Origin of the sequence: Salinibacterium sp. dk2585 (assembly GCF_008001035.1) — a bacterium.
GTDB lineage: Bacteria > Actinomycetota > Actinomycetes > Actinomycetales > Microbacteriaceae > Homoserinimonas.
In genome coordinates, this window is sequence record NZ_CP042856.1 from 584,047 (window position 1) to 597,533 (window position 13,487).

At 65.1% G+C, this 13,487-nt stretch carries 13 protein-coding genes; all 13 read left to right on the forward strand.

Annotated features, from left to right (window positions below; all coding sequences use genetic code 11):
- Window positions 1-46 precede the first annotated feature (46 nt).
- The 13 genes from FVA74_RS02705 to rplC all read left to right on the forward strand — a co-directional run bounded on the left by FVA74_RS02705 (window position 47) and on the right by rplC (window position 13,485).
- Window positions 47-1,801: a hypothetical protein gene (locus FVA74_RS02705; RefSeq protein WP_240792284.1), complete on the forward strand. Its 1,755-nt coding sequence runs from the start codon at window positions 47-49 to the stop codon at window positions 1,799-1,801.
- A complete protein-coding gene (locus FVA74_RS02710) occupies window positions 1,798-2,655 on the forward strand; it encodes an A24 family peptidase (protein ID WP_147720252.1) in 858 nt (285 codons plus the stop codon). The genes FVA74_RS02705 and FVA74_RS02710 overlap by 4 nt, the downstream gene beginning before the upstream one ends.
- 35 nt (window positions 2,656-2,690) lie before the next feature.
- Window positions 2,691-3,734, forward strand: coding sequence for a type IV pilus assembly protein PilM (gene pilM / locus FVA74_RS02715; protein ID WP_147720253.1), 1,044 nt, complete (start codon window positions 2,691-2,693; stop codon window positions 3,732-3,734).
- A complete protein-coding gene (locus FVA74_RS02720; protein ID WP_147720254.1) occupies window positions 3,731-4,423 on the forward strand; it encodes a hypothetical protein in 693 nt (230 codons plus the stop codon). Before pilM ends, FVA74_RS02720 begins: the two co-directional genes overlap by 4 nt.
- On the forward strand, window positions 4,420-5,106 hold the full coding sequence (locus FVA74_RS02725) for a hypothetical protein (protein WP_147720255.1): 687 nt from the start codon (window positions 4,420-4,422) through the stop codon (window positions 5,104-5,106). The genes FVA74_RS02720 and FVA74_RS02725 overlap by 4 nt, the downstream gene beginning before the upstream one ends.
- A 103-nt stretch (window positions 5,107-5,209) precedes the next feature.
- The gene (locus FVA74_RS02730) at window positions 5,210-6,343 is read left to right on the forward strand and encodes a hypothetical protein (RefSeq protein ID WP_147720256.1); all 1,134 of its coding nucleotides are present in this window, start codon (window positions 5,210-5,212) and stop codon (window positions 6,341-6,343) included.
- Window positions 6,344-6,691: 348 nt separating this feature from the next.
- Window positions 6,692-7,066, forward strand: coding sequence for a 30S ribosomal protein S12 (gene rpsL, locus FVA74_RS02735; protein ID WP_055787040.1), 375 nt, complete (start codon window positions 6,692-6,694; stop codon window positions 7,064-7,066).
- On the forward strand, window positions 7,066-7,536 hold the full coding sequence (rpsG, locus tag FVA74_RS02740) for a 30S ribosomal protein S7 (protein ID WP_147720257.1): 471 nt from the start codon (window positions 7,066-7,068) through the stop codon (window positions 7,534-7,536). Before rpsL ends, rpsG begins: the two co-directional genes overlap by 1 nt.
- A gap of 129 nt (window positions 7,537-7,665) precedes the next feature.
- The gene (gene fusA / locus FVA74_RS02745; RefSeq protein WP_147720258.1) at window positions 7,666-9,780 is read left to right on the forward strand and encodes an elongation factor G; all 2,115 of its coding nucleotides are present in this window, start codon (window positions 7,666-7,668) and stop codon (window positions 9,778-9,780) included.
- Window positions 9,781-9,888: 108 nt separating this feature from the next.
- Window positions 9,889-11,082: an elongation factor Tu gene (tuf, locus tag FVA74_RS02750; RefSeq protein WP_147720259.1), complete on the forward strand. Its 1,194-nt coding sequence runs from the start codon at window positions 9,889-9,891 to the stop codon at window positions 11,080-11,082.
- Between the two features lie 98 nt (window positions 11,083-11,180).
- Entirely contained in the window at window positions 11,181-12,146 is a 966-nt protein-coding gene (locus FVA74_RS02755) for a DNA topoisomerase IB (protein WP_147720260.1), read from the forward strand.
- Window positions 12,147-12,517: 371 nt separating this feature from the next.
- Window positions 12,518-12,826 (forward strand): 30S ribosomal protein S10, encoded by a 309-nt coding sequence (rpsJ, locus tag FVA74_RS02760; protein ID WP_147720261.1) that lies wholly within the window; start codon window positions 12,518-12,520, stop codon window positions 12,824-12,826.
- A gap of 8 nt (window positions 12,827-12,834) precedes the next feature.
- Complete coding sequence (gene rplC / locus FVA74_RS02765) at window positions 12,835-13,485, forward strand: 50S ribosomal protein L3 (protein WP_147720262.1); 651 nt, start codon at window positions 12,835-12,837, stop codon at window positions 13,483-13,485.
- Window positions 13,486-13,487 lie beyond the last annotated feature (2 nt).

Below are 13,487 nucleotides of genomic sequence, written 5' to 3' on the forward strand. Positions count from 1 at the left end.
GAGGTTCCGCCTTCGCCTCCTGCGCCGCGAGCAGGCAGGTATTGCCATGGTCACCGTCATCGGGGTCACCTCGGTGCTGGTGTTGCTCGTCGTGGCCGCGACCGCTACGGTGCTGGGAAGCCAGCGCAAGTCCGTCGACGACGCCGACTGGAACGCAGCGCTTGCGGCCGCCTATGCCGCGATCGACGAGTACCAGAACCGCATCAGCGATGAGCCGTCCTACGTCAAGTACGGCAATCCGGGTTCGGAGTTCAGTAACCCGACGGGTTCGGCGACGGCGACCGTCCAACTCCCCGCGACCCATAATCCGGCGTTCGACCTGGGCGAGTCCGGTGCCTGGGCGACGGTGCCGGGCAGTGACGACGCCCGCTTCCGCTACGAGGTCGACAACGCCGAATACGCCGCGACCGGAACCGTGAAGCTGCGCGCCACGGGCGCCGTCGGCAAGCAGACCAGGACGATCGTCGCGAACCTGCGGCAGACCGGGTTCATCGACTTCCTGTACTTCACCGACTACGAAATGTCAGATCCCGACGTTCGGGGCATGTCGGTCAACTCACCCGCTTCGCCATCGTGCACGGTGATCCACAAGTGGAAGCCGGGAGGCTCGACCCGGGGCTGCACTACCATCCAGTTCGGCAACTCCGATGAGATCAAGGGGCCGCTCCACTCCAACGACACGATGCTGATCTGTGCCGCTCGCTTCGAAGGTGTCGTCACAACGGGCAATCCATCAGGTGGCTTCGACCGGCCGAGCGGATGTTCGCTTCCGACCTTCACGGAGGGTGCGCCGGTCTACAGCCCCAGCATTCCCATGCCTCCGACGAATTCCGAGCTCAAGCAAGAGACTCGCACCGACGTTCCGGACGACGTGCCACGTCCCGGCTGCCTTTACACCGGCCCGACGAGCATCGAGTTCCTCAACGGTGGCAAGATGCACGTGAAGTCGCCTTGGACCAAGTACACCAACATCCGCGGTGCCACGGGCGCGACGGGGGACAATAGCCAGTCGGCGCAATGCGGTACGCCGGCGCAACTTCGCAACGGTGTCACTCTCGACGTGCCGGAGAACAACGTCATCTATGTGCAGAACACCCCGCTGTCTGGCCCCAATGGCGCCTCCTCCACGGATACGACCGCACCTGCGGTTGCGGGTGGCTGGTTCACTCCGTCGCAGCCCGCGGCGTGCAAACACGCGACCAGCGGCAACCGTCTGACCAATAACCTCGGCCATTCCCAGAATGTGGTGGGTTACCCCCGAACCAATGAGCTGCCGCCCGTGAGCGGAACCGACGCAGACACGTCCTACGGTTGTCGTAACGGCGACGTGTTCATCTCGGGCCAGTTGAGCGGCGGCGGTGTCACAGTCGCGGCAGAGAACTACATCTACATAACGGGTGACCTCACCTATCAGAATGACGAACGCGACATGCTCGGACTCGTCGGCAACAACGCCGTCTGGGTGTACAACCCGATGCGATATTCCTCGGGCACCCCCCTCCTTGGGAGCCACAGGCGCATCGACGCCGCCATCCTTTCAGTGAGCCACACCTTTGCCGTACAGAACTACAACGTTGGTGGCGACCGAGGCGTATTGACAGTGCGGGGTGCCATCGCCCAAAAGTTCCGAGGCCCGGTCGGTAATACGGGCCCTAACGGCTATGACAAGGACTACCGTTACGACGGCCGGTTCCGCTATATGGCTCCGCCGAAGTTTCTCTCTCCCGTGACGACCACATACGGTGTCAATGTGTGGATCGAAGTCCAGCCGGCGTTCAACCCGGATGGTACCTATCGATGATCGCGCTGACGTTGGCCGCTGACCCCGCGGTGGCGGCCACCGTGATCGTCTTGGCCGGCATCCTGGGCCTCATCATCGGCTCCTTCCTCAACGTCGTCATCTGGCGGGTCCCGCGGCGCGAGTCGCTGAGCGAGAAGGGCAGTGCCTGCCCCAAGTGCGGTCACCCGATCAGGTGGCGAGACAACGTGCCGCTGCTCGGGTGGGTGCTCTTGCGCGGGCGCTGTCGCGACTGCGGTGAGAGGATCTCGCCGCGCTATCCCGCTGTTGAGTTGCTCACAGGAGTCGTCTTCGCTGCTGTCGCGGCCTGGGTGCTCAGCCCGCTCGGCCCCGTCTCGCCGACGGCCATGCCGGCGCAGCTCGTCGCGCTCGTCGCGTTTCTCTACCTGGCCTCTATCTCGATCGCGCTGACCTTCATCGACCTCGACACCCACACGCTGCCCAACCGCATCGTGCTGCCGGCATACCTCGTCGGGGGAGTGCTGCTGGTCGTCGCATCCGTCCTCGCCGGCACTCCGGATGCCATCATCCGCGCCCTCATCGCAATGACAGCCATGTTCGTCGCCTACCTCGTGATGGCGCTCGCGTACCCCGGCGGCATGGGGCTCGGCGACGTCAAGCTCGCGGGCGTGCTCGGGCTCTACCTCGGCTGGATCGGCTGGGGAGCACTCCTCGTCGGCGCATTCGCGGCCTTCGTTCTGGGGGGTCTCTTTTCGATCGTTTTGCTTGCGCTCAGGCGGGTGAACCGCAAGAGTGGGATTCCATTCGGGCCCTGGATGTTGGGGGGCGCCTGGGTGGGGGTCTTCATGGGGGAGATCCTGTGGCGGTCATATCTGTCACTGTTCGGCCTCGCCTGAGGGCCGAACGCGTTATTGGGGGGAAGGGCTGAACCATGGCCAAACGCATAGTGGGGGTCGACATCGGCAACGATGCGATCCGCGCCGTCGAGGTGCTTGATCCTGCGGGCGCGCGCCCGACGATCGAGCGATTTCACGAGGTGCCGCTGCCTGAGGGCGCCGCCCGCAGCGGTGACGTGCTCGAAGTGCACACCGTCTCGGCGAGCCTCAAGCGCCTGTGGAGTGAGGGCGGCTTCAAGAGCAAGTCGGTCGCTCTCGGCATGGGCAACCAGCGAGTGCTCGCCCGTGACCTCACGGTGCCCCGGATGCCGCTGGCCCGCATCCGCGAGTCCCTCCCGTTCCAGGTGCAGGAGATGCTGCCGGTGCCGGTTGCGGATGCCCTCCTCGACTTCTACCCCGTCTCCGAGGCGGACGGAGAGAATGGCCCCGTCATCAACGGCCTCCTCGTCGCCGCGATCAAGGACGCGGTCATGGCCAATGTCAACGCGGTGGAGCTCGCAGGACTCGCCCCCGTCGAGGTCGACCTCATTCCCTTCGCGCTCACGCGCGTGCATGTTCGCGGTGAGCACTCGCAGGGCACGACGGCCCTCATCGACATCGGCGCGACGACCACCAACGTCGTGATCGCGACCAATGGCATCCCGCAGTTCGTGCGCATCATCCCCGCGGGCGGCGACGACATCACGACCGCGCTCGTGCAGCGCCTCGACATGGCGCACGACATCGCCGAGCAGGTCAAGCGGCGCCTTGGCATCATTACGGCGGGAGCCGCACCCGAGCACCGTCCCGCGATCGAGGTCATCTACGAGTCGACCGGCCAGCTGCTCAACGGTCTCCGCAACACGCTCAACTACTTCGTCAACTCGCACCCCAACGACCCGATCGTGCGGATCGTGTTGACGGGTGGCGGGGCACAGCTGCCGGGCTTCTCCGCCGCACTCTTTGAACTGACGCGCGTCGCGGTTGTCGCGAACGACTCCTTCAGCGGCGTCAAGGTCGCGAAGTCTGCCGAGGCGGGCATCGGCCGCTCCGACAGCTACTCGGTCGCGCTCGGACTTGCCCTGGGGAGCAAGGCATGAGCGCGAAGGACAACGCCGTCATCGTCGGCGGCGAACCCAGGATCGACTTCCTCCCGCCGGAGATCCGTGAGAAGAAACAGTTCCGCCGCAGGATTCGTGCGCTGATCATGCTGATCGTGGTCGTAGCGGCCGGATGCGTCGTCGCATACGCCGGGGTATCAGCTCTCGCTCTATCGGCTCAGGTTGCGCTGACCGCCGAGCAGGACCGCACGCGGGAGCTCATTCAGGCGCAAAACCAGTACTCAGAGGCTCGAATGGTGGAGAGCAGGGTCGCGGCAATACGGGATGCTCGCCTCGTCGCCTCGGCAAACGCCGTCCGTTGGGCCGACTTTATTGCGGAGCTGCAGGCCACGATGCCCGAGGGAGGTGTTGTCACGGGGGTCACCGCCGATTCCTACTCCGCGACTGAAGCGATTGCCGTCGAGACGGATCCTCTCTATGCCGTGCCGACCGTCGGGGTCCTAATCGATGCCACGCTGCCATCCCTTGCCGCAATCGCCGACTGGGTCGACGCCCTCGAGCAGGTGCCGGGGGTCGTTGCCTACACTCCTGGCAGCGCCACCTTGTCGGAAGACGGGTACACCATTCAGGTCGGGGTCTCCGCCAGTGAAGAGCGCTTCGAGCGTCGCTACTTCGAATCGCCCGGATCCGAGCCAGCGGGCGAAGCTACTGAAGGAGCAGGGCAGTGAACAAGTCAAACTTCGGCACGATCATCGCCGTACTGGTCATCGCAGCGCTGCTTGCTGGCACCTGGTTCATTGCCATCTCCCCGCGTCTTGCGGAGATATCGACGGCGAATGATGACCGCGAGCGGGCTGAGGCGCTCAATGTCGGCCACGAGGCAACCCTCCGGCGCTTGCAGGCGCTCGCAGAGGGGATGGAGGACCTCGAGCGTGACCTTGCTGTGCTCAGCATCGCGGTTCCCGACGATCTCGCCTACTCCAGCTACCTGCGGGAGTTGCAGGCGATCGGCGACGCGACAGGGACGGCGATCACCCTCGTGGGGGAGCCTTCGCTCGAGCGGTATGTCGCGCCGGTCGAGTCCGACGCGCTACATCCGGACGTAGCTGCTGCAGTGGGCAGCGTGAGCACTGACAACTTCGTGGTGGTCGATCTGAACATCAACATATTGGGCGAGACGGCTCGGGTCTTCGACGCGATCACTCGAATCCAGGAGACGCAGCGCTTCGGACTGGTGCACAACTTCGCATTCCCCGCCAACCCGGCCGACCCCGCCGCGGCGGTGGACGCCACGCTTCAACTTCAGCTGTTCACGCTGCTCTCGCAGCCCGTGGCTGTAGGAGGAGGGGCTGCAGAAGTCGCCGTCGAAGGTGAGCAACAGGCTGACGAGTCTGGAGCGATCACGCAGTAGGTGATCGCTGCTGGGTTTGGCGGCACGCCTCCTGTCCCGCGTTCGGGGGCGTTGCTAGCATGGGCGACGCGCCGCTGCGGCGTGCCGACTAAGAGGAGCCCCCATGAGCAACGCGTCTGACGACAAGCACCCCAAGTCCGACATCGCCGACCAGCTCGCTGGCACCCCCGCCACGGACGTCGAGACGACGCAGGCGGATGCGGCGGCTCCCGGCATCGCAGCGGCGGACGACGCAGACGGCGACGATGCCGACGGTTCAGCGGAGCCAGCTCCGCTCGCGGAGCCGATTGTCGAGACTGGGGACTCCTACGGCACGCCGACTGCAGGGTACTCCGAGGAGAGCCGCGACCGCGCTCCTGCCGTTGAGCCCGAACCCCTCGTTGAGCCCGAGCCCTCTGCCGGGCTCTTCGACGCACGCACGGAGCCGTCGAGCGCCGAACCCGTCGCAGACCCCACCGTGACCCAGGTCGCATACGCGAACGAGCCGGAGGCGAAGCATGACTCCGAGCCGACAGCTGCCGCGGAGGCTGCGCCGCTCCCGCAGGGAGTGACGCCGCCGGCCGCATCGGAGACCCCCAGCCCGGCCTCAGGAGCGTACGTGCCGGCGTCCGAAGCGCCCGCAGCATCCGCCTACCCCGTGTCCGACCCGGTCGTGAGCTCTGCCCCGGCATCCCCTCAGACGGTCTACGTGACGGCCCCGACGCCGCCCAAGAAGCGCAGCAACCGCGGGATCGGCACCCTCTTCGCCGTCCTGGGCACCATCGCGTTCGGCCTCCTGCACAGTCTCATCACCGCGATCGCCTATGCCGCGGCCGATCGTGCCTTCGACATCCCCCGCTTCCTCCTGTCGAGCGGTTTCCTCGTGCCGACGATCACCTTCTTGGTGGTCTTCGTGCTCGCGGTGCTCCTCATCAACCGCGCCGGCTGGTGGGCCTGGGTGCTCGGTAGCCTCGTCATTGCGGCCGTCACCTACTTCGCGTCGATCGGCATCATCATGCTGCTCAGCAACGCGGTCGCGCTGACGCCGGCCGAGGGCCAGGAGATGTTCCTCCGGCTCGCCGTGAGCGCCCCGCTCATCGTCGCTGTTGTCGTTGCCCGCGAGGTCGCCATCTGGTTCGGTCTCGCGATCGCCGCTCGCGGCCGCAAGCTCAAAGCGCGCAATGCCGAGGCCCGTGCCGCCTACGACCGCGAACTCGCCGAGTCCCGCACTCGTTACGGCACTGTCGCCGCTGGTTGAGTAGCGAGCGCCAGCGTATCGACACCAGCGCCCGTCTGACCCGCGGCACCATTTGACCGCGCATCCGGCGCCGACTATCCTTGTCTAGGTGTGCGCATTGCTGTGCGCTCCCCTGTGCCCAAAAGCATGACGGGCGTCGGGGAACGCATGAACTGGCACCAACCGGAATCGAGTTACGGGCGTGGCCTCACGGTCGCGCCGGGCTCCCACGGCATACCCACCACCGAAACCAGGCGAGAGCCTGCGATCAACGATGGGTCCAGCATCCGCAAGATTCCCGGGCTTCGGGACGAAGCGGATGCATGCAAGCAACAACTGTCACCGTGCAGGATATCCAAGGAGTAAGAAGTGCCAACTATTCAGCAGTTGGTCCGGAAGGGTCGCTCGCCGAAGGTCACCAAGACCAAGGCTCCCGCCCTGAAGGCCAACCCCCAGCAGCGCGGCGTGTGCACGCGTGTCTACACGACGACCCCGAAGAAGCCGAACTCGGCGCTTCGCAAGGTCGCCCGTGTCAAGCTCTCCAACGGCACCGAGGTCACCGCGTACATTCCCGGTGAGGGCCACAACCTGCAGGAGCACTCGATGGTGCTCGTTCGCGGTGGTCGTGTGAAGGACCTCCCCGGTGTTCGCTACAAGATCGTTCGCGGCGCCCTCGACACGCAGGCCGTCAAGAACCGCAAGCAGGCTCGCAGCCGCTACGGCGCGAAGATGGAGAAGAAGTAATGCCTCGCAAGGGACCAGCTCCTAAGCGCCCCGTAGCGATCGACCCGGTCTACGGCGCCCCCATCGTCAGCCAGCTCGTCAACAAGATCCTTCTCGACGGCAAGAAGTCGCTCGCTGAGCGCATCGTCTACGACGCACTCGCGGCGGTTGAGACCAAGAGCGGCCAGGATGCCGTGACGGTGCTCAAGAAGGCGCTCGACAACGTGCGCCCCACGCTTGAGGTCAAGAGCCGCCGCGTCGGTGGCTCCACCTACCAGGTGCCCGTCGAGGTCAAGCCGCACCGCGCCAACACCCTGGCGCTTCGCTGGCTCACGACCTACGCCAAGGGCCGTCGTGAGAAGACGATGACCGAGCGTCTCACCAACGAGATCCTCGACGCCTCCAACGGCCTCGGTGCCGCTGTGAAGCGTCGTGAGGACACGCACAAGATGGCTGAGGCCAACAAGGCGTTCTCGCACTACCGCTGGTAACCAGCGCTGCGGATCGAGTAGGCGCGCCGGCGCCGTATCGCAATCCTCTTGGATTCGTTGCGGTCGCGGGCGCCCTGCTCGGCCCGCGCAACACCCTCTCTTTCAATCCCCAATCTTCGGAGGACCACCGTGGCACAGGAAGTGCTCACCGACCTGAACAAGGTCCGCAACATCGGCATCATGGCGCACATCGATGCCGGCAAGACCACCACGACTGAGCGCATCCTGTTCTACACGGGCGTCAACCACAAGATCGGCGAGACCCACGACGGTGGCGCGACGACTGACTGGATGGAGCAGGAGCAGGAGCGTGGCATCACCATCACGTCCGCTGCTGTGACGTGCTTCTGGAACAAGAACCAGATCAACATCATCGACACCCCCGGCCACGTCGACTTCACGGTCGAGGTCGAGCGTTCGCTCCGCGTGCTCGACGGTGCTGTTGCCGTGTTCGACGGCAAGGAGGGCGTCGAGCCCCAGTCCGAGACGGTGTGGCGCCAGGCCGACAAGTACGACGTTCCCCGCATCTGCTTCGTCAACAAGATGGACAAGCTGGGCGCCGACTTCTACTTCACGGTCGAGACGATCATCAAGCGCCTCGGCGCGAAGCCGCTCGTCATGCAGCTCCCCATCGGTTCGGAGAGCGAGTTCGTCGGCGTTGTCGACCTCGTCGAGATGAAGGCCCTCGTCTGGGCCGGCGACTCGAAGGGTGACGTCACCATGGGTGCGTCCTACGAGACGCAGGAGATCCCGGAGAACCTCAAGGAGAAGGCTGAGGAGTACCGCACCAAGCTGCTCGAGACGGTCGCAGAGACCAGCGACGAGCTCATGGAGAAGTACTTCGGTGGCGAGGAGCTGACGGTCGCCGAGATCAAGGCCGCCATCCGCAAGCTCACCGTCGCGAGCGAGATCTACCCCGTGCTCTGTGGCTCCGCCTTCAAGAACCGTGGCGTGCAGCCCATGCTTGACGCCGTGGTCGACTACCTTCCGTCGCCGCTCGACGTGCCGGCCATCGAGGCCCACGACCCGCGCGACGAAGAGAAGATCATCGAGCGCAAGCCGTCCGCTGACGAGCCCTTCGCTGCCCTCGCGTTCAAGGTTGCGGTGCACCCCTTCTTCGGTCGCCTCACCTACATCCGTGTCTACTCGGGCACGATCGTGAGCGGCTCCGCGGTGGCCAACTCCACCAAGGGCAAGAAGGAGCGCATCGGAAAGATCTTCCAGATGCACGCCAACAAGGAGATGCCGGTCGACAGCGTCACCGCTGGCCACATCTACGCCGTCATCGGCCTCAAGGACACGACGACGGGTGACACGCTGTGTGACCCGAACGCCCAGGTCGTCCTCGAGTCGATGACCTTCCCCGAGCCCGTCATCGAGGTCGCCATCGAGCCCAAGACGAAGGCTGACCAGGAGAAGCTCGGCACGGCCATCCAGAAGCTCGCTGAAGAAGACCCGACGTTCCGCGTCGAGCTCAACTACGAGACCGGCCAGACCGTCATCAAGGGCATGGGCGAGCTCCACCTCGACATCCTCGTCGACCGCATGAAGCGCGAGTTCAAGGTCGAGGCCAACGTGGGCAAGCCCCAGGTGGCCTACCGTGAGACGATCCGCCGCACGGTTGAGAAGCACGACTACACCCACAAGAAGCAGACCGGTGGTTCCGGCCAGTTCGCAAAGGTGCAGATCGCGCTCGAGCCCCTCGAGGTCACCCCGGAGACGTCGTACGAGTTCGTCGACAAGGTCACCGGTGGTCGCGTTCCGCGCGAGTACATTCCTTCGATCGACGCGGGTATCCAGGATGCGATGCAGACCGGTATCCTTGCCGGCTTCCCGACGGTGGGCGTCAAGGCGACGCTCCTCGACGGTGCCTACCACGACGTCGACTCCTCGGAGATGGCGTTCAAGATCGCCGGTTCGATGGCCTACAAGGAGGCCGCTCGCAAGGCGAACCCCGTGCTGCTCGAGCCGCTCATGGCGGTCGAGGTGCGTACGCCCGAGGAGTACATGGGCGACGTCATCGGCGACCTGAACTCCCGTCGTGGCCAGATCCAGTCCATGGAAGACGCGACTGGTGTCAAGGTCGTCTCGGCCAAGGTACCGCTGTCAGAGATGTTCGGGTATGTTGGCGACCTGAGGTCCAAGACCTCCGGCCGTGCGGTGTACTCGATGTCCTTCGACAGCTACGCGGAGGTCCCGAAGGCTGTTGCCGACGAGATCGTCCAGAAGAACAAGGGCGAATAGCCCCAGTTCGCAGGGGCCTCCCGCCCCGAGTAACATAAATACACACTCCACCCAGCAGCTCATCCGATGCTTTCGGATGCCTGCACCATTGTCCTGAGGAGGACCATAGTGGCTAAGGCCAAGTTCGAGCGGACCAAGCCGCACGTCAACATCGGAACGATCGGTCACGTCGACCACGGCAAGACCACGCTGTCGGCTGCGATCTCGAAGGTTCTCGCTGACAAGTACCCGTCGGCGACCAACGTGCAGCGTGACTTTGCGTCGATTGACTCGGCGCCGGAAGAGCGCCAGCGCGGCATCACGATCAACATCTCGCACATCGAGTACGAGACCCCCAAGCGCCACTACGCGCACGTTGACGCCCCCGGCCACGCCGACTACGTCAAGAACATGATCACGGGTGCGGCCCAGATGGACGGCGCGATCCTCGTGGTCGCCGCCACCGACGGCCCCATGGCCCAGACGCGTGAGCACGTGCTGCTCGCCCGTCAGGTTGGTGTTCCCTACCTCATGGTCGCGCTCAACAAGTCCGACATGGTTGAGGACGAGGAGATCCTGGAGCTCGTTGAGCTCGAGGTTCGCGAGCTTCTCTCCAGCCAGGGCTTCGACGGAGACAACGCTCCCGTCATCCGCGTCTCGGCGCTGAAGGCGCTTGAGGGCGACGAGAAGTGGGCTCAGGCCATCGTTGACCTCATGCAGGCTGCTGACGACAACATCCCCGACCCCGAGCGTGACCGTGACAAGCCGTTCCTCATGCCTATTGAGGACGTCTTCACGATCACCGGTCGTGGCACCGTCGTGACGGGTCGCGCCGAGCGTGGCACGCTTGCGATCAACTCCGAGGTCGAGATCGTCGGCATCCGCCCGACGCAGAAGACCACGGTCACGGGTATCGAGATGTTCCACAAGCAGCTCGACGAGGCCTGGGCCGGCGAGAACTGTGGTCTGCTTCTCCGCGGCACCAAGCGCGAAGACGTTGAGCGCGGTCAGGTTGTCGTCAAGCCCGGTTCGGTTACGCCGCACACCGTGTTCGAGGGCACCGCCTACATCCTCTCCAAGGATGAGGGTGGCCGTCACAACCCGTTCTACGCGAACTACCGTCCGCAGTTCTACTTCCGCACCACCGACGTCACCGGCGTCATCCAGCTGCCCGAGGGCACTGAGATGGTCATGCCCGGCGACACCACCGACATGACGGTCGAGCTGATCCAGCCGATCGCCATGGAGGAGGGCCTCGGCTTCGCCATCCGTGAGGGTGGCCGCACCGTCGGCGCCGGCAAGGTGACGAAGATCGTCAAGTAACTCCGGTTACCTCTCGGAAGGGCCCGCGACTTCGGTCGCGGGCCTTTCTGCATGTTCGGCGTCTGTTCGCATTCGCGTCACTGGCGTACGTTCGGGGCATGCCCCGCCTCCGCCGCTCGAACACCGCGTCTTCCGGCATCACGCGTCGGCGCAGGGGCAAGGGCTTCTCTTACCGCGACAGCGCCGGCCTGCCGATCGACGGCGCCACCCGGCTGCGCATCGAGCAGCTCGCGATCCCTCCCGCCTGGACCGAGGTGTGGATCTGTCGCTATCCCAACGGCCACATCCAGGCGACGGGGGTGGATGCCGCAGGCCGTCGCCAGTACCTGTACCACCCGCAGTGGCGCGAACAGAAGGACCGCGTCAAGTTCGACCGCGCACTGGAACTCGCGGGCGCGCTCAGTCCTGCGCGGCGACAGGTCACGATGGACCTCCGCGGGGACGGCGCCTCGCGAGAGCGCGTACTGGCGGGCGCCTTCCGGATGCTCGACCGGGGGAGCTTGCGAGTCGGCTCCGAGCAGTACGTCGAGGCCAATGGCAGCCACGGCTTGTCGACGCTGCTGGGAAGGCACGCCCGGGTCGCTTCCGATGGTGTCGTGACGCTGGAGTTTCCCGCCAAGGGTGGCATCGAATGGTCGTCGTCCATCCAGGACCCAGACCTCGCGCGGCTCCTCCGCGTGCTCAAGCGCCGCGGGGGAGACGAGCGACTGCTCGCCTGGTTCGACGGTGAGGCGTGGCATCCGCTCTCGCCCGAGGAGATCAACGCGGACGTGCGGCGCCGCACGGGCGGCGACTTCACCGCGAAGGACTTCCGCACACTCCACGGCACGATCGCTGCCGCGGTCAGCCTCGCGCAGTCTGGCCCGCAGGCCTCGGCCAGGGCGCGCGCCAGGGCAATCAAGCGAGCAGCGGATGCCGCGGCCGAAGTGCTCGGGAATACGCCCACGATCGCCCGCAAGAGCTACATCGACCCGCGCGTGATTGACCGTTTCGAACGCGGTGCGACGATCGACCCGGAACGTGTGAACTCCGCCGAATCACAGCTGCTGGAGTTGCTTTCCTGAGCATGCCTTGGGCATCGCGCCAGCGCGACACGCCCGGGTTGCAGGTGGGTGGGGAATGTGGCAAACTCTTCTAGTTCAACATTTCCGCCCGGTGCACGATCGACCGGGGCTGGGATCACTGCCAGGCAGTGCATAGATTCGCCCCCCGGGGGCATCTAGGCCGCGGGTAGCAGGACAAAGCTTAATCGACACTCGATGAACACGCGGATACCCGTGTGCCCGCAAAGGCTTGCGCCTGAGCTCGGGAGTCGACACGGTGCCGTGGTCAAGAGCCACGGCGTTTGACATGAAAACAGTGGTGCGACAGCAGAAGTGCTCCGCAGCGTGTGCGTGGAACAAGCGCACTTGGTACTAAAGAGAGAGAGTCAGACATGGCGGGACAGAAGATCCGCATCCGACTTAAGTCGTATGACCACGAGGTCATCGACAGCTCGGCGCGCAAGATCGTCGACACGGTGACCCGTGCGGGCGCGACGGTTGTCGGGCCGGTGCCCCTTCCTACGGAGAAGAACGTGGTCGTCGTGATCCGCTCTCCTCACAAGTACAAGGACGCGCGCGAGCACTTCGAGAAGCGCACTCACAAGCGCCTGATCGACATCATTGACCCGACTCCGAAGGCTGTCGACTCGCTCATGCGTCTCGACCTGCCGGCCGACGTCAACATCGAGATCAAGCTGTAAGGATCACCATGGCTACTACTACGACCCGAAAGGGCCTGCTGGGCAAGAAGCTCGGCATGACCCAGGTCTGGGATGCGAACAACAAGCTCATTCCCGTGACCGTCATCGAGATCACGCCCAACGTCGTGACGCAGGTCCGCACCCCCGAGGTTGACGGCTACGAGGCTGTCCAGATCGCCTACGGCCAGATCGACCCGCGCAAGGCCAACAAGCCCGCGACCGGTCACTTCGACAAGGCCGGCGTCACGCCGCGCCGCCACCTCACCGAGATCCGCACCTCCGACGCTTCCGAGTACTCGCTCGGCCAGGAGCTCACGGTCGACATGTTCGAGGCCGGCCAGAAGGTCGACGTCGTCGGCACCAGCAAGGGCAAGGGCTTCGCCGGTGTCATGAAGCGCCACAACTTCGCCGGTGTCTCGGCGTCGCACGGTGCGCACCGCAACCACCGCAAGCCGGGCTCCATCGGCGCCTCCTCGACCCCCAGCCGTGTCTTCAAGGGCATGCGCATGGCGGGCCGCATGGGTGGCGACCGCGTGACCGTCCAGGGCCTCACGGTCCAGGCAGTCGACGCTGAGAAGGGCCTGCTGCTCGTCAAGGGTGCCGTTCCCGGCGCTCGTGGCCGCATCGTTTTCGTTCGCAACGCAGTGAAGGGAGCCTGAGC

Coding starts and splice junctions, on each gene's coding strand:
- FVA74_RS02705 (WP_240792284.1), top strand. CDS start 47: ATGGTCACCGTCATCGGGGTCACCTCGGTGCTGGTGTTGCTCGTCGTG.
- FVA74_RS02710 (WP_147720252.1), top strand. CDS start 1,798: ATGATCGCGCTGACGTTGGCCGCTGACCCCGCGGTGGCGGCCACCGTG.
- pilM (WP_147720253.1), top strand. CDS start 2,691: ATGGCCAAACGCATAGTGGGGGTCGACATCGGCAACGATGCGATCCGC.
- FVA74_RS02720 (WP_147720254.1), top strand. CDS start 3,731: ATGAGCGCGAAGGACAACGCCGTCATCGTCGGCGGCGAACCCAGGATC.
- FVA74_RS02730 (WP_147720256.1), top strand. CDS start 5,210: ATGAGCAACGCGTCTGACGACAAGCACCCCAAGTCCGACATCGCCGAC.
- rpsG (WP_147720257.1), top strand. CDS start 7,066: ATGCCTCGCAAGGGACCAGCTCCTAAGCGCCCCGTAGCGATCGACCCG.
- FVA74_RS02755 (WP_147720260.1), top strand. CDS start 11,181: ATGCCCCGCCTCCGCCGCTCGAACACCGCGTCTTCCGGCATCACGCGT.
- rpsJ (WP_147720261.1), top strand. CDS start 12,518: ATGGCGGGACAGAAGATCCGCATCCGACTTAAGTCGTATGACCACGAG.
- rplC (WP_147720262.1), top strand. CDS start 12,835: ATGGCTACTACTACGACCCGAAAGGGCCTGCTGGGCAAGAAGCTCGGC.